Here is a 25,351-nt window from a genome sequence, read left to right as displayed (position 1 = left end):
TTTCCTAGAGGTCGAGCGAGATCTCGTCGGCACTCGTGGCGTTTCGCTCAACGTCTGTCATCTCGGCCGTGGACAGGGTGAGCGCGTAGTGTTGCCGAGGATTGAATTCAGGGAACTGGTCCACCCGGTCGAGCACCTCTCCCACAAGCTTCTTGAGGAACAGCCGCGGCGCCACCCCGACCTTGCCGCCGAGGCCGCCGGCTACCGCCCGCGCCAACTCGCCGAGGTACCGGTCGTCGACCAGCGCGGAGACCCGCTCTGACGCGGCGGACCCGTCGGCGTAGAGGTCCCGGACTCGGCCGCCGAGTTCTACGAGCGAATCGACGGTGAAGCCCGACAGCCGGATCTGCACCGCGCGGGGATTGTCGAACCGTGGGTCGGTGCGGAAATCCACGGCGAGGCGCTGCGCCAGCGGCGCGAGACGCTGGACGCCCTGCGGGCCGTCGTAGAACGCTGGCGTGCCGGTAATAACCAGGTAGAGACCGGGGAACCGCCCGGAGTGCACCTCGTCGATAAGTTGCCTGAGGGCGTTGAGTGCCTTGTCCCTGGCATCCGATCTGACTCGTTGCAGCGTCTCCACCTCGTCGAGCACCAGCAGCAGACCGGGATGTCCACTGTCACGAAGCACGGCCAGCAGACCCTGCAGGAAGCTGAGCGCCGCGAAATGGTCAAGGTCGCCGCGTACGCCGGCCGCCCGACGTGCGGCGGCCGCGACGTGCGGCTGTCCGCCGAGCCAGGCGAGCACAGCGTCTGCGGTCGCCGCATCTCCTTGGGCGGCAGCAGTCCGGTAGCCGCGCAACGCGGCAGCGAAAGCAGGAGCGCTGCGACTAACCGTGGCCAGCCGTTGGTCGAGCAGGTTCTCTACCGCTCGGTCGAGACCGTCGGCGTCATCACCAGCGATCTGCCCTGCCGCCAGGACGTCCTCCTCCAACGCATAGAACCAGCCGTCCACGATCGGACGGAGCGCGCTGGGCGGGAACGTCGAGGTGGTGAGTCGCTCGCTGAGCCTTCGGTAGACGGTTTCCAGCTTGTGCAAGGGAGTCTCGTTCTCGGAAATCTGCACTTCGGCGACAGCGAGATTGGCCTGCTTCGCCCGCTCGGCGATCCACCGGGCGAAGAACGTCTTTCCGGAGCCGTACTCGCCACGAACCGCCTTGAAGACGGATCCGCCGGAGGCGACGCTGTCCAGGTCGTCACCGATAGCGCCGGCGAAGCGGTCCAACCCCACCGCGAAGAGGTCCAGCCCGGCCGATGGCACGGCGCCGCGCCGCAGCGCGTCGATCACCTCGCGGCGGCGGGCCGGGCTTACTGTCGTCATGCCGGACCCCCGGGGAGGCGGAACTGCTCCTGAAGCAGCCGAAGATCCAGCCGGACGGTCCGGCCGTTGTCGGTCAGCGACAGCACCGGGTAGTTGTCCACGTTGAAGATCCGTTGCAGAGTGGTGGCGAAGCCAACCGCCCGTACCGGTGCCTCGCCGGCCCGCTGTGCGAGTACTGCAACGGGCAGCACCCCCTTGGCGTCGACCAGTGCCCGCAGCGCCGCCTGGATCTTCTTCAGCTCCAACCGGCGCGGCGTCAAGCTGTGCTGCGCCTCGAACAGTTCAGTCGCCAGCAGCGCCGTTACCAGGTCGTTGTCACTGGCGGGCGGTGCGGCCTGCGGCACGGCCGCCGCCTCCGGTACGTCGAAGAGCGCGTCTCCGGCGATGACAGGCGGTTTACGTCGTGTCTTCGGCGCGGTGGTCGGCCGGAGGGGCGCGGTCGGCTCCGGCGTAGCGGCGCTTGCCTGCCACCACTCCGGGGTGCGCTCCTCGACGGGCGCCCAGCCCGCCGGTGGTTCGACCACGTTGGGCAGCAGGTAGGCCAACAACGGAATGGTCACCTCCGCCAGCGATGCACCGCCGTGGTACCCCGCCCGGCTGGGGCGGTGACGCAGCAGCGGATCCCAGAGCGCGATGATGCGGTTGCCATCCGAGATGACCCTCGGACCGGTCAGTTCCACCTCACCGGGGCCGGCCGGGCCAGCGCCGATCCGGTGCCGGGCAGATGCCGCATCCGGTGTCTTGAGGTGCTGACCCCCGCGCTCGAGAATGTGTCCGTGGTCGCTGGTGATGATGACGGCTCGGCCGGTGCGGCGAGCCTGGTCGAGCAGGCTCCGTAGGAAGCCGAGATCGTTGACCTGCCACCCGGCTTCATCGCCCTCCCGACCGTAGGCCAACGAATCGTCGACCGTGTTGATCACGACGGCCACCACCGGAGCGGAACTCGCCATCGCATCGGTCAACTCGGCGGCAATAACCTCGCCCGCACCGCCACGCGCCGGGCCCTTGTGGAAGATTCGGGAATCCCGGCCCCAACGCCCCTCGGCGAAGAGCCTCCGCTCAAGATCCTGATTCCCGGTACGCAGCGCTCCAGCGAAGAGCGACGTGCGGGAGACCGCCGTGAGGGTGGGGAGCGCGGCGACGATTCCCCGCCGCCTGGCCGCTCCCGATCCTGCCAACGGGTCGTACTCCACCCAGTGCGGGGCCAACTCGTCGGCAAGCTGCACGGCGACCGCTGCGCTCATGCCATCGAGCACGGCGAGCAACAAGGGGCGACCGGCACGGATCAGCGGATCGACCACGCGGGGCAAAAGATTCTCGACGGTGAGCAAGCTCCCGTCGCCGCCCGGTCCGGCGGTGGCCCACGCCGCGAGCCTGCCCGCGAAGGCGCCATCGAGTTCACGCCGCCGCTGCTGCGCCAGCTCATGAATGTCCCGGTATGCCCGTTGCAGCTCAGGGTGGGTTTCTTCGCCAGCCCAGACGTGATTGAGCGCTTGGTCCACCCATCCCCACTCGGCGATGTGCCGCTCCACGCCGTCCGCGACGCTCTGTGGGGGCGCCACCGTCGTACCGAGCCAGCGCACGAGCCTTTGTGCCATCTCGACCCGACGTACCCGTTCCGCCTCGGCCTTGGCGAGCCGGTGCCCGGCGAGATCGTCGACGGCGAGATCAAGCTCCGGATATGCGCGGTCCCCCAACCCGGCGAGCAGCGCCTCCGCCACCGCGCCCACGCGATGAGTGAAGCCGGTCCGCAGGATCGGACTGTGGCCGGCGCTGCTGACCGCGGAGAACTGGATGAGTAGTTGCTCCGCCCGGTCGAGGATCGCATGCCCATCCCGGCGGACCGCGGCCTGCGGCGCGTTCAACAGCGCGGTGACCACCTGCACAGCCGCCTCCGCGAAGCCGCGCACGGTGGCGTCGTCGTTGAGGTTGCCGAAGTACTGGTCAATACGTCCCTGAGCACGCACCGCGTCGGCGCCCTCGGTGCTCCAGAGCGCGTCACAGACCAGACCCAGCGGCAACGCCTCGTCGCCATGCCCGGCTTCGAGCAGTGCAAAGAGGGCCTTCGCTGGCCGGCCGAACTGTTCCAACAGCCAGCGTGCGAGCCCTTCCCGCTCAGCCTCCCGTAACAGTCCATACGCCTCGACGGCGCCGGGCTGGGCACTCCACCGCAGCAGCGCGGTCACGTCCAGGTCGTCCGGGCCGATGCCCTGCCGCTCGAGACCGAGCCGCGCCGCCGCGAGATGCCGCAGAGCGATGTCCCGGGTCAGCACCGACGTCGCCAGCCTCGGCCAGCCGGCCGGCGGCATGGCGTCGAGCAATGCCTCCCCGGCCCACACCTCGCGTTCCAAGGCGGTATCCGGCAGGTGCGCACCAAACGCGTCGACGACCAGGTCCCACGGTTCCACCGTGATGACGCGCTGACGGAAGACCCGGCTGCGCACTCCGTGGTGCAGCACCGACTCCGGAACATCGGTCAGCAGGACAAGCACCTCCTCCCCGCGGTCGGCGACGAGGTGCTCCCACACGGCCAACGGGGAAACGCACGGCACTACCCGGACCGGGCGTCCGTCCGACAACAGCACCGTCGGATCATGCGGCCACACCGGCTCGGCCCGGATCACCATCACCGGGTACGCGTCGCCGTTGCGATGCCTTTCGAGCTGCTGCGCCACCTTCTGGCGCAGCGCCACGGGGCTGATCCGCAGTGCTTGAGCCGGTGCAGGTGCCTGAGTCACGAAACGATTCTCCAGGTCACCTCGATGGTGGCGTCCGGGTGGGCGGCTACGTACTGGCGAAGCTCGTTCACCGCCTCCTCCGGAAGCCCGGCCGAAACGACTGCCTTACCCCCGACGGGCGGGGGCGGGGGCGGCGGCGGAGGGGGCGGCGGGAGTTTCTTGGTGGCCCGCCGGATGAGTGCCACCGCGTCGGACTGCGCGCGCCGGAGAGCAGGGCTCAGCGGAGCCGTCAACTCGTCGGCTTGGCCGACGCGGCGCAGATCGGCGAGGATCGCGTCAGCCTCCGCGGCGTAGGGTTCGCCGAGGCCGGCAATGATCTCGAAGTTGTCCCAGGCCACGCTCGCCAGGTCCGTAGACACCTGCGTCGCGCTCTTGATGCTCTTCCCTACCCGGTCTGCTGGCCCAGAAAGCTCCGCCTGTGCCAGCCGCTCGATGGTTTCCACCGCGGTACGCCCAGGCGTCAACCGCTCCAGCAGGTCGGCCGCCGAACGAGCGGTGGCGAGCCGACCTGTCGGGGACGTCTGGTCGATACCCAGCCACTTGCTGTGCTGCTCGAGGCGGGACGTGAGGCTGTGTGCGGGTTCCCGGTAGCGGCCGGCCTCGTTGCTGAGGTCGCGACCGAACATCGCCACCAGCCGCCCCCGTCGCAGGTTCAGGTTATGTACGCCGAAGATCGCGCCAGCTCGCGCACGAGCCTCTGCCCAGTCCTCCTCGCTGGGCAGCCGCTCCTCGCGCAGAGCATGGTCGGCCGTGATCTTGCCGGGCTCGGGAGCAGGTGTGACTGCGCTTCCGTGCAGGTGGAAGGCACGGTCGGTTTGCTCGGCGAAGGTAGCCACAACGAGCTGCGCGACTATCGGGTCAAGACCGCGTGGGCTGGGTTCGTCGATCCAGCGCAGCAGGTCGGCAACGCGCAGTTCACCGGTGACGCCCTCGGCAGCAGCCTTGTGGTGGAAATGCTGCGCCCACTGACCCTCGACGACGAACGCCGCCTCGTGCATCGTGCCGAGCCCGAGCGGGTTGGCGATCCTGCGCATGGTCTGCCGGTGCACCCGCTCGACCTCGACGCGTCCCTCGGGCGACTCCACCGCCCGCCGGACGTGGTCGAGTACGACCTTCACGTCGGGCAGACGCACAGGCTCGCCCTTGCGATCCGGGTCGAAGTCAGGATGAGCGGGGAACTGCTGACCGAGCATCTGGTCGCCAAGACTGCGCAGCGCGTCAGCGAATGTGGCGCCCATCGGCAGTTTCGGCTCCAACGCGCGAGTGAGCGACTGCAAATGGTCATCGAAGCCGAGCTGGACATCCGAGGGCTGCTTGCCAGCCAGCCCGTACGCCTGGCGCAGCACGGCCTGCATCTTGTTGAGCAGCGCGCTGCGCTGGTTGGTCAGCGCCGCGTGTGCCCGCCGGCGGTCGTCGGGGTTGAGGTGCTCAGCGTGGCTGTCGAAGCGCTGGCCTTCCAGCAGCTTGTCGATGATGGCGAGCTTGCCCAACTCGGTACGGCGCTCGATGGTCAGGGCGGCCGGGATCCAGCAGACCGTGCGCGGGTTCATCCGGCCGCTCAGCTCCTGGACCCGCTGCCGGTCGTCGGCCGGCCCGTGACTGCCGTCATCGAACGGATAGTCGACGATCAGCCGCCAGCCAGTCGGGTCGTTCGGGGGAAACGCCTCGTCCCGGATGTCGTGGGGGTCCCGGACGTTGCCGTACACCAGCTCGATCGTGCGGCGACTCCCCCGCCAGGTCAGCCCGGCCTCGGCGAAGAACGAGTCGCTCCACGGCACGCCGAGCTGCTTCCAGAGCAGTCGCTGCACGAGGTGCTTGCGGGCACCCTCGTTGTCGTAGTGCTTGGCGGTGGCGAGCACGCTGTCGACGTCCACGCCGACCAGCTCCAGCGACACGATCGGGTCGTCGCCCTCCCCGATGCGGATCTCGGCGAATCGGCCCGCCCAGTCGGTCAGCTTCCGGCTGACCTGGCCGACCTCGCCTCCCGGGATCGGGCTCGTGATGCTGCCGTGGTTGAGGGCCGAGAGCCGTCGGGCAGTCAGATTGCGCAGCGCCGGAACGCTCGGCGCCAGCGCGGCCAGCAGCAACGTCTTGATCAACCGGTCGTCGCCGGTGAAGGCGCGGATTCGTCCGGCCGTCTCGGCTGGCTGGGCGTCACCGCGGCGGGCCGCGTCCAGGTCGTCGTCGGTGAGGTCGTACTGGCTGAGCAGGTACGGACGCAGCTTCAGGTCGTAGAGCTTCTGGGCCATCTCGAACTCGGCCTTGAGCTTCTCGGTGAACGGCTGATCACCGCCGGTGCTGATCACGTCGTAGAGGTCGCCGAGAGGCACGAGCTGACCGAGGCGGAGAGTGTCACGGCGGTCAACCAACAGCTGGCGCATCAGCTTCAACGCCGTCCGGGACCGCTGCAACGCACTGGAGACGTGCACCAACGTAGAGAGGAAAGCCGGGCTGAACGGGTACGTCGACCGGAAGGCGTCGATGTCGGCGCCGCTGCCGGAGTCGGTGCCTAGCAGAGTGTCGAACACCTCCCGGCGTACCTTGGTGGTGGCGTCGAAGGCGCGGGTGATGGCCTCGCCAGCCGTGGTGTCGAGGGGTTTGAGCAGCCGGCGGCGAGCGATCTCCGGGAGGTTTCGGTCCTCCAGCTTGATCACGTCGAACCGGCCGCTGGCGAGGTTGAGAGTGTCCTGGTAGCTCAACTCGTTGGCACCGGTGACCTCCTCGCCGACCAGCTCGCGCAGGTCGCGCTGGCGGGCGATGAAACTGACCACCGGGATCGGCCGGCGGGTGTCGCCGCCCTCGACGAAGTTGGTGATCTTCTGGATCTCTCGGGAGACGAACTGCTGGTCGCCGATCGAGTTGGCCAGCCAGAGGATCAGCTCGTCGAGGAAGAGGATCAGCCCGTGGTAGCCGAGTTCCTTCGCGTGGCGGCTGATCTCGGTCAGGCCTCGGTCGAGCGAGACGAAGGCTTCGGCGTCCTCCCGCGCGTTGCTGAAGAAGCCGACGTTCCAGCTCGTCAGCAGGTCATTGACCAGTTTGCGGCGTAGCTCTTCGGAGTACGCGCCACCGAACGCCCCGTCCAGACGCTCCGGCGTCCAGAACGTCTCGCTCTCGCCCCACTCGTCTTCGACGTTCCCACCGGGCAGACCGTCGATGAACTGCTTGTCGCCGATCTTCTCGCGCAGCGAGGCGGCCTGCTCCAGCAGCGCGTCGGTGCGATGGACCGCAGGGATGGGCGCGTCAGGGTGTAGCGCGCGGACCCGGTCGACGTAACCACCGAGCACTCGCTGCTCCAGCGAGCGGGCGTCAAGCAGGTGGTATGGGATCAGCAGAAACTTGCGGCCGTCCAGCCAGACGCTGTGCTTGGCGACCAGCGGCGCCAACTCATCGCGGCCCCGAGCCGCGGACTCACCACGCAGCAGGGCGTGCAGCACCGCCATGAAGTGCGACTTGCCAGAACCGAACGACCCGTGCAGGTAGGCGGCCTTGGACGCGTGCCCCTCGACGGCGGAGCGGATCAGCCCCAGTGCCTCGTCGAAATTACCGAGCAGCCGGTCCGTGACGACATAGTCGCGCAGGGTCGCATCGGCGTCGGTAACGCTGTCGGCAAGCTTGAGCACGAAGTCGCTCTGGCTCGTGCGCTCCGGGATGTGGATGAACTCCCGAAGCAGCGGCGCGGGGCTGGGCGAGGACATGGTGCATACCGTACCGATCACCGAACACGGCGTCATGACCCGACCAGGTCAACACACCTCGCAATAACGCCGCCATGCGTGAGCGTTGGTCCTCTACTAGCCAATGCGGGCCGGCAAGTCGCCACGGGCGAGGCTTACGTCGAACGGCCATTCTGGTAGACGATCCTGAACCCATAGTGCTGCGCCAGCGCTGCCCAGCGCGACGACCTGACCAGCCGCTCCACGCTGTCGACCTTGCCACCGTTGACCATGCTGTTGAGGACTACCGTCTCAAATGCCGCAGACTCGATCCAGTCGATTTCCTTCGTAAAGCCGCACAGCATCGCTGCCTTCGTCTCGCGAAGGAACTCGGCGAGCGTGGTATCCGAGGCGCGAAGCACCGAGCAGCTTCCGAAGTAGAACCGCTTACCCTCGCACTGACCTGACATCCAGCTCGCGATCTCGGCGAGCCCCACCGAGTGCGAACCGGACAAGTGCAGCCGAGTGGGCGAGCCATGCAGCGCAAAGAAGCCGACCTGGTAGGCGGAGTACTTGCGAGACAGCCACCGTTCCAGGAAGTAGCGCAGTTCCTGTGGGGTCGCGGTGTCACGGTGGATGAAGCGGATGCTGCCGAGCCGTTCAAGCAATTCGAGGGTCGGCAAAACGGATCCTCGCTCCGCCAGATCATCCTCCCACTCGCCCTCGAAGCAGAAGACACCACCTGGCTTCGCCACACCGGCTCCCCTCGCCTGGTCCCGGACGTTGACCTTAACGAATCCGATGGACGTCGGCGTACCGCTGATGGTCCGGCCGCCTACAGGCCGCCCGTGGCCCCGGCCTAGCCGATCGGACGAAGCCTGCGCCCGACGCCGGCAAATAGGCTCCCTCCTCACCTGACGAATACAACAGGGTGCCGATTTCCGGACAAGGTCGACGGTGGACGACATGTCGAAGTACAACGCCCTACGCGATCACCTCCGGTGCCGGACAGGTGAGGTCAGGTACACGCTGAAGGAGGTCTCTGATTTGGTCCCGGGTGGGCTTCCCCCGTCGGCGTATCGGTACGAGGCGTGGTGGGCCAACGGCGACCCAAGCCATCCGCACAGCCGGTCGTGGGGCGACGCCGGATTCACAGCTCATCCGGATCTTGCCCGTGGCACAGTTCGGTTCGTCCCACAGCAGAGGACGTCCCGGTGACGGGGACACCAGCTTGCACGCCGCTCTTCGATGAGGAACCACCCCCACGTGAGACGTACATCCTTGATCACGGCTTCCGGTTCAATCCGGATACCTGGCGACGGCGCTTGCCTGACGGGATCGACCTGCCGGCCTGGTTCGGTGATCTCCCGCGCGCCGGTCGCTGGCCGCGTATCACACGGGGTGACCTGCTGAGGGGCGGCGCCGCAGCAGACACTGGCCGCCTGGCAGTCGACGTTCTGATCGGAGCGTATGCGTGGGGCCACGGGTTGCCCGCCCGGCGGGGGCCTGCACGCCTACGCCAAGTGTTCGACCGCAACATCGGCCGCGTCGAGCAGCACCTTGGTGAGACCGTCCGCCTTCTGCGAAGTGGAGGCCCTTTCGCCGCCTACGAAGGCCTTAATCACGGCGGCGACCACAACTTGAGGCGGTTGGGTGCTTCCTTCTTCACCAAGCTGCTCTATTTCCTCGGCTGGGATTCAGCGGCGGGAAATCATCGGCCTCTGATCATGGACCAGTACGTTGTGATCGGCCTGAACGCGTTCCGGAACACAGCATGGAAGCCACTCGGCCCGTGGACGGCGGATCAGTACGGTGAGTACCTCTCCTGGGCCCAGGAGACAGCAAGGGGATGGGGTGCCGGTACGGAGACTGACGTCGTGGAGCGGGCACTCTGGGAGTACGGGAGGTGCCTCGCAGAGAGGCGACGCCGACGCCCCTTGACCTGAAACAAGTGCCTACGACCGCAACAGGCGGGCGACGTTCACGATTGGGCTTCGACCGGTTCGTAGTCATACCCGGGCAGTTGCGCGAGCGCTAGTAGCGCGTCGAGGCCGTCCACGGTGTCCGCACCCCACATCTTCGACAGCACCCAAGTCTTGCCGTCCCGGTGGAAGGGCCGCTCGAAAAACCACCGCTGAAGTTGATTGGCATACCTGGGGTAGGCCCGGGCGAACGCTTCCTCGTGCACTTGACCGGTAAGAGTGCCGTCGACCGGCAGTAGTCGTGGCCATCTGGGAAGCACTTTCGTCATGTCGGCGACGTCCACACCAGCCTCGTGCAGCGCGGTGACGAGCGCGAGCATTGCCCGGCGCTTTGGCAGCGGTTCTGTCGCTCCTAAGGGGGTAACGACTGCGTACCGGGTCAGGTCTCGACCGCTGCTCGCCTGTGCGGCTCGTGCCGCCGTCTCGCGGCGGCGCAACTGCACCGTCAGTTCCGCGGCCTCGGGTAGCGGAATGACCTGCTGCACGTCAAGGAGTCGCCTCTCGCCGATGCGATAGGGAGTCAGGCGGACGCAGGTGATGTCCAAACCATAGATGTCATTCAACCAGAGAACGGTGGTGGTGATCTGAGGATCGAAGCCGGCGGAGGCGAGGACGATCCGGACCTGACGCTGGATGACGGCGGCGTCCCCGCCGGCCTCCTCCAGCCATTCGGCGAGGCGCTCACGGGCGCTGTCCGCATTCTCGGGATCGGTCTGCGTCAGATGCCGTTCGTACGTATCGACGAGCTGGTCAAAGGTCATCGCCGACACCATCGCGGCATAGCGGAGCGCCTGCAACTCCATGTGGCCACCGTCCTCGGTGCGCTTCAGTTCCACGACCACCAGCCGGCCACTGCGGTCGACGCAGAGTAGGTCGACGCGGCGGCGTACTTCGAAGTCACCGAACTCCTCCGCGACGACGAGCAGGTCCTCGCCGAGGGCGGCGATGTGTTCCCGAAGGGCTCGCTGAAGATCCGCTCGCTCCAGGATCTGTTCAGCGGCGAAGGTGGAGGACGGCACGGGAACGAGTTCCCCGTCGGCGGTCATCTCGAACAAACCCATCCGGAAAGTCTGCCGGAGGACGAGCATTCGTCAAGACCGCTCCGCTGACGCTTGGCCGATCCGTCAGGTCCGGCTCCTCAGCCGGACGCAGGTCGTCGGCTGACTCACCGCTTGCGATGGTGGGGGCGCACGAACGTATGGCCGTCGGGCAGTGGGCGGTTCACTATTTGCTTGGAGCGGACCGCCTCATGATGCAGTTCTTTCTGTTCATCGGATGCCTGCCGTCCGGCCGGGAGGCGACGGACAAATCCGTTCACCACCTCTTCGCGGCCAGTGGATTGCGCTGCCGGGCGCGTGGGTGAGGGCGGGGCGAGGCGTTCCAGTCGCGGTGCGTAGCGGAGAAGTCGGACTCGGGTTTCTCCGCGTCGCGGCGGATAGTTGGGTTGATCGCTGCCGTCTAGGCTGCCCCACACGCGCCCGATACGCTGCTCCTTCAACAGCCGCTCGACCGCAGGATGGACGCGGTTCACCCTCTGCTGCGGCAGGCCCAACTCCAGGCAGTTACGCACGAGCGCTTCCTCAGCCAGGATCGCGCTGCCGTCCGCACTGAGGTGACCCAAGATTCGCAGGGTACGCATCACCCAGGCGACATCCGACAAATCATGGCCTTGCCCACCCTGTTCCGCTCCGGGTGCGTTCTCCCTGGTGACAACCCGTATGTCATACCGGTGTCGGTAGGTCAGCGCATCAATCCGCTCTGGTTGCGGCAGCAGTTCGCTACTCGCCCTGATGAGGCGTTCGCTCGAACGCCAGCGGTAGGTGACCAGCGTTCCCGGAAGCACCCCTCCGGGCCAGCTCACGCCGTGCAACTCCCATCGTCGGCCGGTACGACGTAGCAGCACCTCGCTCTCGATCTGAAGGGGCGCGGACCCTCGACGGGGATGGTCAAAGACGAGGCGAAGGCGCTGCCTGTCCTCGACCGTGTCCTTCAGCCCGTCGGGAAGTTCGGTCCAGCCATCGGCTAGGTGAACCCGAAGCAACGCGCCTCGCCAGTGGAGTTCGCCCGCGTTGGACCCACCCGGCACCCAAAGGGCCCTGCCGCTTTCCTCCGGTGACTGCAAACTGGTCTTCTCTGACAGACTGCGAAGCTCCTCTGCGATCTTGTCCCCCGCAGCCTTGATGACATCTGGCCCGCCCGGCTGGCGAGGGCGGATCGCGAGGTCGGCCAGTCGCCCTGCCGCCTCGGCTCCACGATGGCACTCCTGGCAGCAGTTAGCTGAGGCCGATACTTTTCCGCGACTCTCAATCAGCTGTGTCAGCAGCCCGCGGGTCTGCTCGGTGACCGGAAATCCCAGAGCATCAGCAACGAACTTGGCCTTTATGACGTGGTTAACCACGGAGGCTGCTCGCTGGTCGCGACCGAGAACATAGATGCGAGACACCCCACTGCCAAAATCCAGAGCCGTACGGCAGACGGCCTGTAGCCACGCGTCATGCACATTGACGGCCTCTCCGACTCCGGTGCCCCACTCCCCGTGCTCGGTCACCCAGCCATAGCCGAAGTGCCCCGTTCCACTGTCATGCCGCAGCTCAGTGACTCCGACCGTCCGCTCGAGATTCGTCGACAGTTGCCGGCGAATCTCGGGGCAGGTAAAGGAGTCGGGTCCGCCGCTACAGGTGCTCCCAGTGACTTCCTCGGCTTCGGCCCCAGGTGGCTTGGAGGTCAAATTCTGTGCCTTGCCCGCACTCGCACCCGCCCGTGCCGGCAGGCGCTCTCGTACGACGGCCGCCACTACTGGTGCGCACCTCAAACAGGGGTTACGCGGGGACCACCGAGGACAGTTCCTCCGGTGCTCCGTGCTGGCCCGCGCCACCTCGGCTGCCATCGCCGGCTCGGTCCGATAGACCGTCTCTGCGGCCTCCTTCAGGAGTGCGGCACGGAACTGCTGGAATCGATCCTGCCCGTACTTTTGCAGCACCTCCAGCCGAAGCGACTTCAGCGCGAAGTCAGCCATCAGGTTGCGTGCCGACGCCATCGCGTATGCGCCTGCGGCGGCGCGCAACCTGCCGATTTCCTTAGCCCGCTGTTGCTTCGACACCTTCCCACGCAGCGTCCGGTCACATTGGTCACGGGCAGACCTCAACCGAGACTCGACCTCGCCGGTGCACGCCGCCCAGCGCTCTACAACAGCGGGATGTTCAAGAGCTGACTCAGGTTGAATGCTCTTCGCGTCGGCCACGACGGTCTGCACGAAGGCCACGTCGGGCATACGCAGTAGTCGGCGGACCTCTGGGGGCACAGCTCTGTCGCCGGACGTCCGCGCGCCTGCGGCTTTGTTGAGCCAGGACCAGAGGTGAACGGTAGGGAGACTGATGTCCTCGGAGCTCAGACCATGTCGTCGCAGGACGGAGGCGAGTGCCCGGTCGTACTCTTTTCCAGCTAACTCCCGCATTACCAGAACGCTTAGTCGATCTGGAGGGCTGCTCGTGCCCCGGACGCGTGAGAGCCGTTGCTGGTGGTTGTTTTCAAATCTCAGCACAGCATCGATACGTTGCCGAGTCAGCGACTTGACGTGCTTGGTGACGGAGCGTCCGCTGTGCCTGGCCACCATGGCTTCGCCCTCATCGAGCAGCTCCGCATAACGCAACGCCACCGGAAAAATGGGCTCGCCCGCGAGGACTTCAAGCGCCTGCCGCTCTTCGGTGTTCAGCTTCACCCCGGCAGCCCGGTCCCGCAGGACGGTGGCCAGTTGTACGAAGTTCCTGCGCAGGCTCCCCTGTGACCCCGTCCGGCCCTCCCGCTTCTGCGGCTTCGCATTGGTTGATTCAGGTTTCCGCGATTCCGGAGCGGACGGCTTCCACGGCTCGGGAACCACCGGCCAGATGGGATCGGCATGCGTGGTCTTGGACAACTCGCCGTGGCAGACCTCGCACATCGGGGCTGACCAGTCCCAATCAAGGGTGGCGACTGTCTGAGTCGACGTATCACGGCCGCAGCGGCCGCAAGGAAAGGTCACAGATGACTGAAGCCGGTACTGCTGCAGTCGCCCCCGGACGGGAAGCATTTCCCTGATGCGCCAGCCGAACGGGATGTCTCCCACTACTACCGCTCCCTCCATCCCGCCCGGCCGCTGAGACCGACTTCACGGTGAGGACAGTTCAGGTCCTTCAGTTGACGCAGACAGCCCCGCCGTCACATTGCTCGGAGCGCGGCGCCCAGTTAGGCAGCGACTGCAGGGAACACTACGAGCGACCCGTCGCTGCTTCGTTCGATCTCAATCGCAACGTCGGCTTGACGGATTCCCAAAGCGAGGCCATCACCCAAGGCGCGAAGGCGATATGCGGTTTTGAGAAGGTCATCGACCTCACCTGGCGTGAACATGATGCTTCGGAAGCCACCGTGGCGCCTCAACTCGAGAGTCGACAGTCGAAGGAGGACCGAGTTGATGCCTGACTCCAACTCATCGACGCGACGCTCGTCGTTCTGCAAGTTTCCGATAAAGCTCTTGAACGGATTGTTCGTCTCGACCTGCTGAGCGTGTTCGACTGCCTGGAGCACGAGCACTCGGCGTTTGAGAGCAATAGCGAGCCGCGCAAGCTCCAAGTGGGCGCGGAATGCGCCACCTTCCTCGTTGATACCGGGGAACGATTTCGTCAATGCGCTGACCTCAACCGGACCGTCGGGCAGCGTCGCTAGCGCATCTTGCCATTTTAAGAGTCGGCGCTTGGTTCGTTCGATCGCCGTGCTGATCGCGTACGACGAGGAATCCAGCCCTAGCGACAGGCCGATTCTTCCCTGGTCGAGGAGGACCGACGTCGCCTTGTCGATCGCGTCACGACAGCCGTCCAGCTCGCTGCGTTCCTTCTCCAGGCTGTCTTCGTGCAACTGCTCCAAGAGGTCGGTGATTCGCTCGATCGCTTGCTGGCGTTGATTATCTGCGTAGGCGCTGACGCCGACCGCCACGGCCATCAGCACGAGTGGCGCGGCTACTGTCAACGCTCCGGCGCTGGCTGCGGCCACACCAGCTGTGGCGGCCGAGCCGGTTGCCGCACCTGCAACCGCAGCCTTGCCGGCAACGGGCACGAGCGTTGCTTTGGCTACGATGCCGGTGGAGTTGACCAAGTCACCGTAGACACCTCCTGCGGATGCTTTCGAAATCATGGGGCGGACAAGCCCTTTACCGACCTGTGCGGCGACCTTTGCCGGCACCACCATTCGGTAGAGCACGTCGCCCGTAGCGGCGACATTCACGGTCGGAGGTGCCGACTTCGCTGTCTGAGTCACAAGCTGCGATAGCTGCTGAGCGAGCGGGCTGGCCGCATGCAGCGGAATCCCGCCGTTCCGATCGCGCTTGGTCGACACGGGATACGCTTCCAGCGTGGCGATGGGGGAATCCGCAAGTGTTGCCAGGACTGTTCTCAATTCTGTGAGTCGGGCCGGGGTCATGCCCTCATCACCCAGCACATCCGGCACGCTCACAGCCTCTGTTGTGAGTGTCCACACTGGCACGGCTGCCTGGCTATCGGTTGTCACGTCTTGTCCCCTCCCCAAACTGACATCACCATAGGCGGTGGTAGCGAGACCAACAACAGCCTCAAGCCGCTGATTGCAGCTCAGCGGTCCAATCCGAAGTGGTCTCACCCTGTAGCAGGACGACGCGGTTCTCACCGCAGATGGCCAACCAGGCCCGGTCCGTGCATCGCGATACGACCAGGACCGGCGTCGCGACGATTCCGCACGCCGCGAGGCGGTGGCGGTATTCGAGGACCTGACCGAGGCCCAGCCGAAGCTGCTCGACCTCATTGACTCCGACCACGCTCTTCACCTCAGCGATGAACGGCCGCCCTTCGGCATCCCGCCAGGCCAGATCTACCGGTACGCCACGCAATCCCGCACCAACCCGCAGGCCCTCGGCGGTGAGGTGATCGATCAGTGCGCGGCACAGCCGATCGTGTTCACGCACCCCGGCCCGGTAGGCGTCCGCGTCGAACGACCGTTGCGCCGGCAGGTCGACCGGCGCTGCCGATCCGGCGTACTCCCGGTCGAAGCCCTTCTCCCCGGCGGCTTGGACGGACGCCGCATCGACGAGCGGGGTCTCGGCAGCTTGCCAGGCACGACCGACGACCTCGGGCCGGTACCGGCTCTCGAACGGGAACGGGCCGGCCGACACCCAGGCGTTGAGCATCCGGGCGGCGGCCATGACCGGCGGCTGCCGGAGCAGCCACAGCGCCGTGCCGATGTCGGGGCAGGTGAGAAGCAACTTCTCCTCGGCGAGGGTCTTCGTCCGGTCTTCCTGCACGTCGATGCCGCGCCGTCCCCACTCCTCCAGGTCTGCCGCGCCCGCGTCCATGGCGAGGACGATCGGCGCTCCTGCCACACGCAGCCACACCTCCTCGCCGGACTCGTACACGCCGAGGGTTTCCAGCACTCCGACGGTCAACCGCAGCAGCGGACCACGGCCCTCGTTCACCCGCGACAGTAGCCAGTGCCTGCCGGCGGTCGGCGCGGCTTCGGGCACCGCCATCCGAGCCACCCATCCAGCCAGGATCCACGCCGCGCGCTGCCGCTCGTCCAGCCCATCGGCCCAGTTGCCGTCGAAGGCGGTCGGCGGCGGGTCGAGCGGCGCAGGCTCTGGATCGGCGAACACCCACGCCGCGAGGTCGGCCGGCTGGATGATCTGCCACAGCCGGGAACGGCGGGCCGCCAGGATCCCGGTCAGCTCCTCGACGTCACCCGTTGACCAGAGGCCGGTCGGCACTGACTCAGTCGTCACGCCTTGGCCTTGCGGCCGCGGGTCGCCTTCGGCGGGCGCCACGACGTGAGCGCCTCGTCGGTGAGGTGCAGGCGGTTGGTGGTCTCGGCGAGGAAGCCGTCGTAGATGTCCGCCGGCGAGGCGCCCCACTCCGGGTCGAACTCGCCGTGCCACTGGCGTACCCAGGGAAGGATCTCGCGCAACCCCGCGACCAGCGGCAACAGCCGGTCGTCAGCCCAGCCGTCCTCCTGCTCGCGGGCCACGATCAGGGTGGCGAGGGCCTGGGCCTGCTCGCGGTGGTCCCAGCCGGCCCAGCCGACCAGCAGCGACGGGTCACCGTCGCGGCTGGCGCCGGGGTACGAGACGAACCGCTCCTTGGGTACGTCGAGCTTGCCCCGATGCTTCCAGAAGCTGCTCTTGAGGAAGTCCGCCGAGGTGTACTTCGGCGGCACCGGGATCTGCTTGCGGAACTCCCGCTTCGCCGCCTCGTCGGGCAGTGCGTCCTCCTGCCGCTGCAGGTCCCACACCTGCTCCCAGTCGGCCCGCTTGGCCAGGCCGGTGTCCTTGTAGCGCAGCGCGGCCAGGTGCGGCACATGCTCGTCGGCGACCAGGTCGGCGATCACCTTGCCGAGATCCTGACCGGGCGCGTAGAGGTTGGCGACGGTGAGCACGTCGACGTCGCGGCGCAGTTCGTCGGCGAGCTGCGCGGTGGTCAGCGGACGTGGCTGTTCGAGGCCGTCGACGTGCTGGTACCACAGCTCCCGCGCCTCACACCGGTCCAGCAGCCAGTCACGCAGCGCCTTTTGCTGCATCGCGTCCCAGCCGTCGGTGGCCCAGCGGCGCTTGCACTCCGGCCGCTCGATCAGCCCGATGTTGCGATTGCCCTCGATGATCGCGATCCGCCGCTCCACGATCGCCTTGTACTCGTCCGACCAGTGCGCCGGCAGCTCCGTGATCGGCGTCGACCCGTGCCGGGCAAACCACTGCGTCTCCGCCTCACCGGCGGCCACCTCGCGGGCGAGCACGATCTCGAACGCCCGCTCCCCCAGCTTCAACTCCGGCACGGAGCCGGTTCGCGCGGTCAACTCCTCGTCCAGCAGCCCGTAGAGCGAGTAGACCTGCCAGTCCAACTCCTCCTGCAACGCGATCATCCGCGCCCGGATCGAATGCCACTCCCGCTCGCCGACGTAGAGCCGCTCGCGGGTGGGCACTCCAGAAGCCGCGACCGCCGCCGGGGTCACCGTGGCGAGCCGCTGCGCCAGGCCGTCGATCTCCCGGCTCAGTTCAAGGGGGTACGCCGAAGGCAGTGGAAACGCCTGCAACTTGGTACCCGTGAACTCGTAAAAACGTTCCCAGTCCTCGCTTGCGATGCCACCTCCGATGCCACCATTGCCCTTGTCGTGACAAACCTCCTTCAGCCAGTAACAAGCTGTCGAGCTATTGAGGACGCTTAACAACTGAAGATAATCATCTTCAGAGGCCCCGGAAGGCAAAGTTAGAACTGGCGCAGAGTGGTTCAACACATCGCGAGAGCGTCGAAGGTAGAAATGGTTATGCGTCGCGAGGAAAGCAAACCCAATGAGAAATTCTGAGGTCAGGCGGGCCGAGGAGAGCATCGTATACTCGTGCCATGACAGGCCACGCTGTTCGCGGGTCTTGCCAAACGCTAGACCAGCGCGGAGAACCGATCGAAGCTGCCAGTAGGGTGCGCACTCCTGCTCCCTGGTTGTCGGTTCAAGCCCTGCGGAGTAAGGGAAGAGCGCCCATCGATGGCTAGAACTCCATCCCCTGACACCGTCGCCAATCATGAAGGGCCGGATGCTGAGCCCTGAGCGAGACCACTGTGGTGGCAGGTTGTTCTGGGAAGCATAGGCCTCATCAAAGCCAGTAACGGCCATGAACCCAATCGAATCCGCGACTACTTTAAGCCGCTGTTTCCCCATTTCTTCTACGCGGGAAGTCAACTCCTTAGCGCCGCCCCCGCTTAGGCTCCACGGGTACTTCGCAAGGCGATCACGTGGCAGGTCAGCGACACTAACCCATTCGGATTCCGATCCCGGGTCGGCAAGCTGAGCAAGGATCGCCCCCCAGACAAGGCCCAACTCCGGCCTCTCCGGCACACTCGGCTCGCCTCGAATTCCCATGACCGTACGGATGGTGCTGCCACGGTTCAGGTTGGTGTTGCGCCCTACCACAATGACAGTCGGGGTACCGTGTCCGGGAACGTGGACACCAGACGTGTCGATAACATGAGTGAGGTTGACTCGGACACCGAACAAATCTCCGATCATCCTTTTGCCAAACTCACGCTTCATGAAGGAGTTGGCAGTAATTTGCCCGACGTAGCCGGCGCTCTTGCCGTCTGAATCGCCAGTCTTAGCGAGCTCAAAGAACCGTTGAGCGAAAGGCACCGATAGGGCGTACTTGCCGGAGCAGGCGTCGTACATCTCCCGGTAAGCCTCGTTGAGGCCCTTGTCCTTGACCGTGATGTAGGGCGGGTTGCCGACCACGACGTGATAGCTGCCAGGGCTGAGGATGCTCGGGTGCTCCTGCACGTCCTCGGTCGCGTAGGCGAACTCGGTCATCGGGTCCTCGCCGAACAGCATGGCCTGTCGCCGCTTGATCAGCGAGTCGCCGACAGCGAGGTGCATCGGGAGGACGTACCCAGCCGCGTCAGCGAGGGTCTTGACGCCGCTGGCGCGGAGGGCGGCGACCAGGAGGCGGAAGCGGGCGATGGCGACGGCGAAGGGGTTGATGTCGACGCCGTGGACGGCGTCGAGGGCGAGGCGTGCTCGCTCGTGGGGGTCGCGGTTGGGGGCGTGTTGCTCCCACTCCTTCAGCAGACGGTGAAAGACGCCGAGGACGAAGTGGCCCGAGCCGCACGTCGGGTCGATCATCTTGACCACGTCGTGGCCGAACTCTTCGATCGCTGGAGTCAGGGTCAGGTCAAGGATGAACTCTTCGACGAACTCTGGAGTCTGGAGCAGGGCGTAGGTCTTGCGTGCCGACTCGGAGAGATCCTGGTAGAGGTCGCCTAGGAAGCGGGTGTCCCACTCCGGGTCGGTGAAGTCGTGCACCAGGCCACCGGTCTCGCCGCGACGGCGCCAGAAGGCGATGAGGTTCTTGGCCTCGTCGTGGGACAGCGGAATCTGGTACAGCGGGTTGTGCCGCTTGTCGAAGAGTGAATTGCCGGCCTGGGTGCTGGCGATGGCAACGTAGCCCTGGTGCAGCCAGTCGCGGAGGGTCTTGTCGGGCTGATCGCGGAAGAACTGCGCCTCGGCCTCCTCGGCCAGGACCAGGCGGTCCCCCGGGCCGGCCAAGTAGGGGTCGGGCAGCAGACCGTTGTCCTCGCAGAAGCGTACGAAGACCGTGCCGAGCACCCAGGCGACGGCGGACTGGGTGACACGCTCGTCCCGCCAGGCTGCCCAGGTGGCGGCGGTGCGTCCGACCTTGAAGGCGTGGTCGTACTCGCCACGCAGTCGGAGGCGCACCTCCTCGACCGACTCGGCCTGCTCTCGCAGGTCCTTTTCCAGGTTCTTGACCTGCTTCTGCAGGTCGGACAAGAGCAGTTTCCGGTCGATCACGCGCCGACTCTAGTCGTCGCCTGGGCGGGAGGGGGGTACCCGTAAGGACCGTGTTGGCTGTCGGGCCGCTACCTATGGCTCCCGCATCCAGAGCTTCGGTTCAGTGATGAAGATGCCCTTGCCCTGATGGCGTCGGATGACACGCAGGGCTTCGAGCCGCACGTAGACCATCTGGATGGTGGACGTGCCGACCCGGTAGTCCGTTGCCATCTGCGCGATCGGCGGCAGCTTGTCTTCAGGTTTGAGCCTCTTCGCCTTGACTCCAGCGATGATGTCATCGGCGATGCGGATGTAGTCAGGTGTTGTAGGCATGGCGCTCCTTGCGTGGCTCGCCAATTCGATCACGAACCGCCCAGGAACGACAACAATCAGTGGTTGACTTAAACGACTAAGTCGTTACTCTTGAGCCTGAGCTGCTCCTCGCGTGGCAACGAGTTCGGCTCATCCCCTGGTCGGGGCGGGTGTGCGTGCCCGTCCCGACCCACCGGACTGCTCTGCTGTCGTACCGCTGCATTGGGCTGCGGCGGCGGAGCGGGCGGGTCGTCCGCAGCCCCCGCGCGGACGACCCGCCCTTCCAGACCCACCACCGGGACCTTCCGCGCTCCCGCCTGCCCTCAGAGAGGATCGTCGTGGCTCAGGTGTATCGAGGTGGCCAGCCCTACCCCGCCGGCTACCCGGCCCGGTTGACGCCGCACGAGGTGCGGACCCACGACTTCGCCGCATGCCGGCGCGGCGTCGACCCTGATGAGGTACGCGAGTTCCAGGCCCGAGTGGCCGACGAGCTGGCCATGCTCAACGAGGCGGTACGGCTGCTCAGCCAGGAGAACGACCGAATCAAGCGGGCGCTGCGCGACTGGCAGACGCTGCACGCGCGGGAGTGCGGGCCGCCGCAGGAACACCCCCACAACTCCGGTCACTGGTGACCGTGCGGCCCTCCCCCGGCGACCTGCTCACCATCGACGGTCGGGCCTCGGTGCAGTTCGCCGGGAACCGCGCTCTGACCTTCCGTGTCGTCTCAGTGTCCGACCAGCCGACGTACTACGGTTGGATCTGGCTGACCGGCTACGTCCTCAACCGGCGCGGCGAGGCGACCGCCAAGCGCGAGGTCTACGTCCAACTCGCCGGCCTCCGCCCCGCTACCAGCACCCCGGCCCCGAGACGGTCCCGGGCTACCCGCCCCTATGCTTCGCGGAATGACCAAGGTGACGGCAGAGCAGCTCGCGACCGCCCGGGGCTGCGTACTCGGGCTGATGCTCGGTGACGCGATCGGCGCGACGGGCGGCAACGTGCCGGCCAGCGGAAGCTTGCGGGCCACCAGCGCCGGCCAGCTCGCCTGCTTCACCGTCGAGGGCCTCATCCGCGCTGATGTGCGCGGCGCCCACAAGGGGATCTGCCACCCGCCCAGCGTCGTCTGGCGTTCCTACCATCGCTGGGCCACCATCCAGGGCATCTCCGGCCTGGAGCCGATGGCGGACAAGAACCCGCCGACCGGTTGGCTGTCCATGGCGCCGGCGCTGGCAGCGCGACGTGGTTCAGCGCCGGCGACGGTAGCGGCGTTGCAGCGGCAGACGATGGGCACCATCGCCAAGCCCGGTGGCACGAGCACCGGGGCGCACGCCCTCACGCGGACTCTGCCGGTCGGCCTGTACCCGTCCTGCAACCCGGTGGACGTCGCCGCGCTCACGCACTCGGGTGAGGCGCTGGGGGCGGCATGGCTGGGTGCCACGGTGGTTCGCCTGGTCGCGGCTGGACATCGCCTCAGCGACGCCCTGGAAAGTGCTCGGCTGCACGCTGCAGAGTGGCGCGAGGTGGCGGAGCGGTCACTGGCGCCAGCCGTGGCCGCGGCCAGGTCCCGCCCAGGCACGCTCCAGGAACTCACCCGCCTCGCACCCGACGCGAGGGCCGTTTCCGCGCTGGCCGGCGGGGTCTACACGGCCGCATCGTTTGCTGCGCGGGAAACGGTCCGCGAAGCGCTCCTGTTCGCCGCCTCGGCCGGCGACGGCGGCCACGCCGCGACGGTTGCCGGCGCATTGCTGGGAACGGCACACGGACCCGACGCGCTACCGGTCGACTGGCTCTCCCGGCTGGAACTGGCGTGGCCGGCTGACACCCTGGCCCGGGACCTCGTGACCCAACTGGCGGACAGCCCGTCCGGTGGCGAGTACGTCGACGCGACCGACCCACACTGGTGGAGCCGCTACCCCGGCGGCTGACGATTCGTGACCGCCGGCCTCCGTTGCTGCTGCACAGTGGCGTTGCCGGCCGCGTCGGATCGGCCCGCCATCAGCCGGTGCGCGGCCCAGAGCGCAGGAACGACCGTCTCGTAGAGGTACGGAACGCCGGTCAACCGTCCCCAGCGGTGAATCCCTCGGGCGGAGGGGTGGGTGAATGCCGCGACGAGCATGTCGACGCCCGCCAGTCGCGCGTGCTCCAGGTGCGGGGCAAGCTGACGGCGACTGGTCATCAACGCGGTGATTGTCTTGTAGACCTCGACCCCCTGCACGATGCACAGGGTCGGCTGGAGAGTCTTGATCGTCGCGGCCATGTGCGGGAGACAGTTACGGCTCATCGTGGGATTGCTCAGCGACTTCATCGTCTCCCCGACTGTGGCCGAGCAGAGTCGCATGTTCGCCATGGCGTAGGCGTCAAAGAGGTGCACGGGCGCTCGTACGCCGTCCAGGTGAAGCAGCTCGCCTGCTCGATCGGACCCCGTCTCACGGCCCACCGCCAGCCTGAGAGCGCTGGCGACACCCTGCATATGCGGATTGCGGCTGTTGAACGGCAGCCTGGCGGATTCCATCACCTCGGCGTGCCGCTGTTCGAGGGTCACGCTCTCTCGCAGTCGCGCCGTGTCCATGGCGATGACCAGGATCCGGATCGGTACCCCGTCGAGCGTCAGGTCGTAGTGGCGGCCGACGTGCGAAAGCTGCCCGGCAGCGAACTCCACCTCCGGGCGGCGCACCCCACGTCCGTCGAACAGGACGGCCCGTTGGCAACTGCCTAACCTTCGGCAGACGCAGTTGCCCGATGGTCCGAGAACCTGCTCAGCCATGTACCGGCGCAGCTTGTCTACCCGCCCGGCTGTGGCCAACGCGTCGCTGGCGACGCTCATGGCGAAGGCTCCTCGGCCGCGCTGACGAGGAGTCCAGGTTCGACAGAGCCTCCGGCCGTGGGTCGAGGCGCCGGTAGCTCGCTGCCATCAACTCCCTCTCCGGTGAGCGCTTCTCGGAGGAGCGCAGTCTCTTCCGCGCTCGGCGGTCCGGCCGCGCCGGCGTGCCACTCGACGACGAGCCGTTGGCCCGAGGGCAGCGAGTACGCCCGCACCGCCCGGCTTGGCACCGCTGATCCGTAGTCGGTGCCGCCAAATCCCAGGCTGCCCTTCAGTGGCAGCCCGAGCGCTTGGGCAAGGTTGTTCCAGGGCCGGCCGAAGGCGAACACGTCCTGCACCGGCAATTCGGCGATCGGCTGCCAGACAAACTCCTCGATGACCTCGGGTGGCGGCCTCAGCGGAGCCGTGATGGCCTTCGAGTGCCATGGGTAGCACTCGAAGATCAGCAGATCACGGTGGTCGCCGCTCGGGTCCTGCAGCCATCGGCGGGTGAACTCAAGCCGCGCCTGGTAGTACTGGTTGCGCCCCATCTCGTGGGGCAGGGTCCACGGCGGCCGGTTGTACGGGCAGGTTGTAGTCCACCTGCTGTACGACCCAGCCTCCCGAATCTCGTCGGCAAAGATGCCCTCCCGCGATTGGAAGCGCTGCCGGTACTCGCCCGGGTTCAGCCCGAGCACCACCATCCGGGGCGTCTGTTCCAGCCCGAGCAGGTCGCCATGGTAGGGCTCGGGGAATCCATCTCGGGTGACCTGTCCGGGGCCGACGCCTGCAAGCGAGCCGAACCACTCGGGCAGTGGTGGCGGTAGTGGATCTTCGCCGTTGAGCCAGGACTCGATGCGGGCGTCCCAGAAGGCCGCAACGCGCTGCCGTGCGGAGGTCGTCATGACGAAAAGTTATCGATGCCTCACTGGTCAAGCCAGCGCGCAACGCAGAGAATCACCCCCGTGACCGAGAAGTTGCACCAGTTGGCGGCGCTCCTGCAGGCTCGCGACGACCTGGACGCCAGGATCGCGGCGCTCACCGGGCGATCAGCCCGGCCGGGCGACATCGGCGAGTTCATCGCCGAGCAGGTGTTCGACATCGACCTGGCAAGTACGGCGATCCAGGCCGGCTACGACGGCATCTTCCGGTCCGGTCCGTTCGCCGGCCGGACCGTGAACGTCAAGACCTACGGCGACGTCTTCACCGGCATCGACATCAGCCCTCATCCCTGCGACTTCTACCTGGTATTCAGCGGTCCGCCGCGGCCACTCGATGCCGTACGGCACCATCAGTGGCAAATATCCGCGGCGTACCTCTTCGACACCCGCCGCCTACTCGAAACGCTGACGAGTCGGGGCGTCAAGATCGGCATCGCGACGAGCATCCGCCGGGCAGACCTCGACGCGGCTCGGATCTTCCCCGGCACCAACGGAACACCCCTGCTGCGTCTGACGCCCGAGCAGACGGCCCTGCTGAACCTGTACGGCGCACACGTCATGTGAGACGTCGCGATCGGGCGTCGTGAGCGGCGAACGCTACCTCCTCGACAAGTCCGGCTCGACCGCTGGCGCTGGGAGCGTGGTCGGTGCGTTCTCTCTGGGTCTAACCGCCGAAGCTCAGCGCCTTCCGCAGATCCACGTCCAGGCTCTCGTTGTACCGCGGATCGGGCTCAGCCCCGGCAGCGCTGAGGACGGTGCTGAAGAAGCATCTGGCGCCAACGGCGAGGATCACGTGGAAGATCTCCGTGTCATCGAGACCCTGGCCGCGCAGGCCCGCGACGTCGGCCTCGGTGACGGAGTTCGCATGGGCCGCGACCTTTCCGGCGAAGTTGACGACTGCCACCTCCTGCGCGGAGAGACCGGCGCTGCCGTGGTCCGACGCGATGGCGGCGACGGTCGCCGCGTCGAAGAACTTGTCGCGTAGGACCTTTCCATGTGCCAGGCCGCAGTAGGAGGATTTCAGGGCCCGGGCCGCGGCGAGGGTCGCCAACTCATAGCGGCGCAGCTCCATCCCGGCCTTCACCGCGCCGTTGAGCTGCTGCCATGCCAGGTATACCGCCGGGCTCTGGGCGAACAACCTGGTGTAGTTGGGCAGGTAGCCCATCGCCTTCGTGTCGGCATCGAACATCCGCTCGGTGTCCGGCGACTGCTCTGCCTGCTGCAGGAAACTCATCCGACTCCTCCCCATGCTTGACCCGGGACGGTACGCCGTTGGGACTGCGGACGCTGTCG

At 66.7% G+C, this 25,351-nt stretch carries 17 protein-coding genes; 4 read left to right on the top strand and 13 right to left on the bottom strand.

Annotation, left to right across the window (positions count from 1 at the left end; all coding sequences use genetic code 11):
* Nucleotides 1-4: 4 nt before the first annotated feature.
* From brxD to ABZ808_RS03720, 4 genes are all read right to left on the bottom strand, one after another.
* Complete coding sequence (brxD, locus tag ABZ808_RS03735) at nucleotides 5-1,318, bottom strand: BREX system ATP-binding protein BrxD (RefSeq protein ID WP_357000437.1); 1,314 nt, start codon at nucleotides 1,316-1,318, stop codon at nucleotides 5-7.
* Nucleotides 1,315-4,056: a BREX-2 system phosphatase PglZ gene (gene pglZ, locus ABZ808_RS03730; RefSeq protein ID WP_357000434.1), complete on the bottom strand. Its 2,742-nt coding sequence runs from the start codon at nucleotides 4,054-4,056 to the stop codon at nucleotides 1,315-1,317. Before pglZ ends, brxD begins: the two co-directional genes overlap by 4 nt.
* Entirely contained in the window at nucleotides 4,053-7,751 is a 3,699-nt protein-coding gene (locus ABZ808_RS03725) for a hypothetical protein (RefSeq protein ID WP_357000432.1), read from the bottom strand. The genes pglZ and ABZ808_RS03725 overlap by 4 nt, the downstream gene beginning before the upstream one ends.
* A gap of 134 nt (nucleotides 7,752-7,885) precedes the next feature.
* Nucleotides 7,886-8,464, bottom strand: a complete 579-nt coding sequence (locus ABZ808_RS03720; protein WP_357000430.1) for a hypothetical protein — start codon at nucleotides 8,462-8,464, stop codon at nucleotides 7,886-7,888.
* Nucleotides 8,465-8,800: 336 nt separating this feature from the next.
* On the opposite strand from ABZ808_RS03720, the gene ABZ808_RS03715 reads away from it, so the two are divergent.
* Nucleotides 8,801-9,655, top strand: coding sequence for a hypothetical protein (locus ABZ808_RS03715; protein WP_357000428.1), 855 nt, complete (start codon nucleotides 8,801-8,803; stop codon nucleotides 9,653-9,655).
* A gap of 35 nt (nucleotides 9,656-9,690) precedes the next feature.
* Here the strand turns inward: ABZ808_RS03715 and ABZ808_RS03710 are convergent, their stop codons facing one another.
* The 6 genes from ABZ808_RS03710 to ABZ808_RS03685 all read right to left on the bottom strand — a co-directional run bounded on the left by ABZ808_RS03710 (nucleotide 9,691) and on the right by ABZ808_RS03685 (nucleotide 20,341).
* Nucleotides 9,691-10,752: a hypothetical protein gene (locus tag ABZ808_RS03710; RefSeq protein WP_357000426.1), complete on the bottom strand. Its 1,062-nt coding sequence runs from the start codon at nucleotides 10,750-10,752 to the stop codon at nucleotides 9,691-9,693.
* A 104-nt stretch (nucleotides 10,753-10,856) separates the two neighbouring features.
* Nucleotides 10,857-13,793, bottom strand: coding sequence for a hypothetical protein (locus ABZ808_RS03705; RefSeq protein ID WP_357000424.1), 2,937 nt, complete (start codon nucleotides 13,791-13,793; stop codon nucleotides 10,857-10,859).
* 119 nt (nucleotides 13,794-13,912) lie between these two features.
* Complete coding sequence (locus ABZ808_RS03700; RefSeq protein WP_357000422.1) at nucleotides 13,913-15,166, bottom strand: hypothetical protein; 1,254 nt, start codon at nucleotides 15,164-15,166, stop codon at nucleotides 13,913-13,915.
* 121 nt (nucleotides 15,167-15,287) lie between these two features.
* Nucleotides 15,288-16,466: a hypothetical protein gene (locus ABZ808_RS03695; RefSeq protein WP_357000420.1), complete on the bottom strand. Its 1,179-nt coding sequence runs from the start codon at nucleotides 16,464-16,466 to the stop codon at nucleotides 15,288-15,290.
* Nucleotides 16,463-20,029, bottom strand: coding sequence for a BREX-2 system adenine-specific DNA-methyltransferase PglX (pglX, locus tag ABZ808_RS03690; protein WP_357000418.1), 3,567 nt, complete (start codon nucleotides 20,027-20,029; stop codon nucleotides 16,463-16,465). The genes ABZ808_RS03695 and pglX overlap by 4 nt, the downstream gene beginning before the upstream one ends.
* Nucleotides 20,030-20,101: 72 nt before the next feature.
* The gene (locus ABZ808_RS03685; RefSeq protein WP_357000415.1) at nucleotides 20,102-20,341 is read right to left on the bottom strand and encodes a winged helix-turn-helix domain-containing protein; all 240 of its coding nucleotides are present in this window, start codon (nucleotides 20,339-20,341) and stop codon (nucleotides 20,102-20,104) included.
* A 371-nt stretch (nucleotides 20,342-20,712) separates the two neighbouring features.
* Between ABZ808_RS03685 and ABZ808_RS03680 the strand changes: the two genes are divergently transcribed.
* Both ABZ808_RS03680 and ABZ808_RS03675 read left to right on the top strand, forming a co-directional pair.
* On the top strand, nucleotides 20,713-20,952 hold the full coding sequence (locus ABZ808_RS03680) for a DivIVA domain-containing protein (RefSeq protein WP_357002732.1): 240 nt from the start codon (nucleotides 20,713-20,715) through the stop codon (nucleotides 20,950-20,952).
* A gap of 270 nt (nucleotides 20,953-21,222) precedes the next feature.
* Nucleotides 21,223-22,242, top strand: coding sequence for an ADP-ribosylglycohydrolase family protein (locus tag ABZ808_RS03675; RefSeq protein WP_357000413.1), 1,020 nt, complete (start codon nucleotides 21,223-21,225; stop codon nucleotides 22,240-22,242).
* Here ABZ808_RS03675 and ABZ808_RS03670 read toward each other — a convergent pair.
* The gene (locus ABZ808_RS03670) at nucleotides 22,227-23,141 is read right to left on the bottom strand and encodes a hypothetical protein (protein ID WP_357000411.1); all 915 of its coding nucleotides are present in this window, start codon (nucleotides 23,139-23,141) and stop codon (nucleotides 22,227-22,229) included. The two genes, ABZ808_RS03675 and ABZ808_RS03670, sit on opposite strands and share 16 nt — an antisense overlap.
* On the bottom strand, nucleotides 23,138-24,022 hold the full coding sequence (locus ABZ808_RS03665) for a hypothetical protein (protein WP_357000408.1): 885 nt from the start codon (nucleotides 24,020-24,022) through the stop codon (nucleotides 23,138-23,140). Before ABZ808_RS03665 ends, ABZ808_RS03670 begins: the two co-directional genes overlap by 4 nt.
* 60 nt (nucleotides 24,023-24,082) lie before the next feature.
* On the opposite strand from ABZ808_RS03665, the gene ABZ808_RS03660 reads away from it, so the two are divergent.
* Nucleotides 24,083-24,622, top strand: coding sequence for a hypothetical protein (locus tag ABZ808_RS03660; RefSeq protein WP_357000406.1), 540 nt, complete (start codon nucleotides 24,083-24,085; stop codon nucleotides 24,620-24,622).
* 100 nt (nucleotides 24,623-24,722) lie between these two features.
* Here the strand turns inward: ABZ808_RS03660 and ABZ808_RS03655 are convergent, their stop codons facing one another.
* Complete coding sequence (locus ABZ808_RS03655) at nucleotides 24,723-25,292, bottom strand: peroxidase (protein ID WP_357000403.1); 570 nt, start codon at nucleotides 25,290-25,292, stop codon at nucleotides 24,723-24,725.
* Nucleotides 25,293-25,351 lie beyond the last annotated feature (59 nt).

The organism is Micromonospora sp. NPDC047527 (assembly GCF_040643015.1).
GTDB lineage: Bacteria > Actinomycetota > Actinomycetes > Mycobacteriales > Micromonosporaceae > Micromonospora.
Note: the sequence above shows the minus strand (reverse complement) of the source record. Positions and strands in the feature narration are given on the sequence as shown.

What these genes read in the sequence shown, in the direction of transcription:
- brxD (WP_357000437.1), bottom strand. Translation starts at nt 1,318, where the DNA reads ATGACGACAGTAAGCCCGGCCCGCCGCCGCGAGGTGATCGACGCGCTG.
- ABZ808_RS03725 (WP_357000432.1), bottom strand. Translation starts at nt 7,751, where the DNA reads ATGTCCTCGCCCAGCCCCGCGCCGCTGCTTCGGGAGTTCATCCACATC.
- ABZ808_RS03710 (WP_357000426.1), bottom strand. Translation starts at nt 10,752, where the DNA reads ATGGGTTTGTTCGAGATGACCGCCGACGGGGAACTCGTTCCCGTGCCG.
- ABZ808_RS03685 (WP_357000415.1), bottom strand. Translation starts at nt 20,341, where the DNA reads ATGCCTACAACACCTGACTACATCCGCATCGCCGATGACATCATCGCT.
- ABZ808_RS03675 (WP_357000413.1), top strand. Translation starts at nt 21,223, where the DNA reads ATGACCAAGGTGACGGCAGAGCAGCTCGCGACCGCCCGGGGCTGCGTA.
- ABZ808_RS03670 (WP_357000411.1), bottom strand. Translation starts at nt 23,141, where the DNA reads ATGAGCGTCGCCAGCGACGCGTTGGCCACAGCCGGGCGGGTAGACAAG.
- ABZ808_RS03665 (WP_357000408.1), bottom strand. Translation starts at nt 24,022, where the DNA reads ATGACGACCTCCGCACGGCAGCGCGTTGCGGCCTTCTGGGACGCCCGC.
- ABZ808_RS03655 (WP_357000403.1), bottom strand. Translation starts at nt 25,292, where the DNA reads ATGAGTTTCCTGCAGCAGGCAGAGCAGTCGCCGGACACCGAGCGGATG.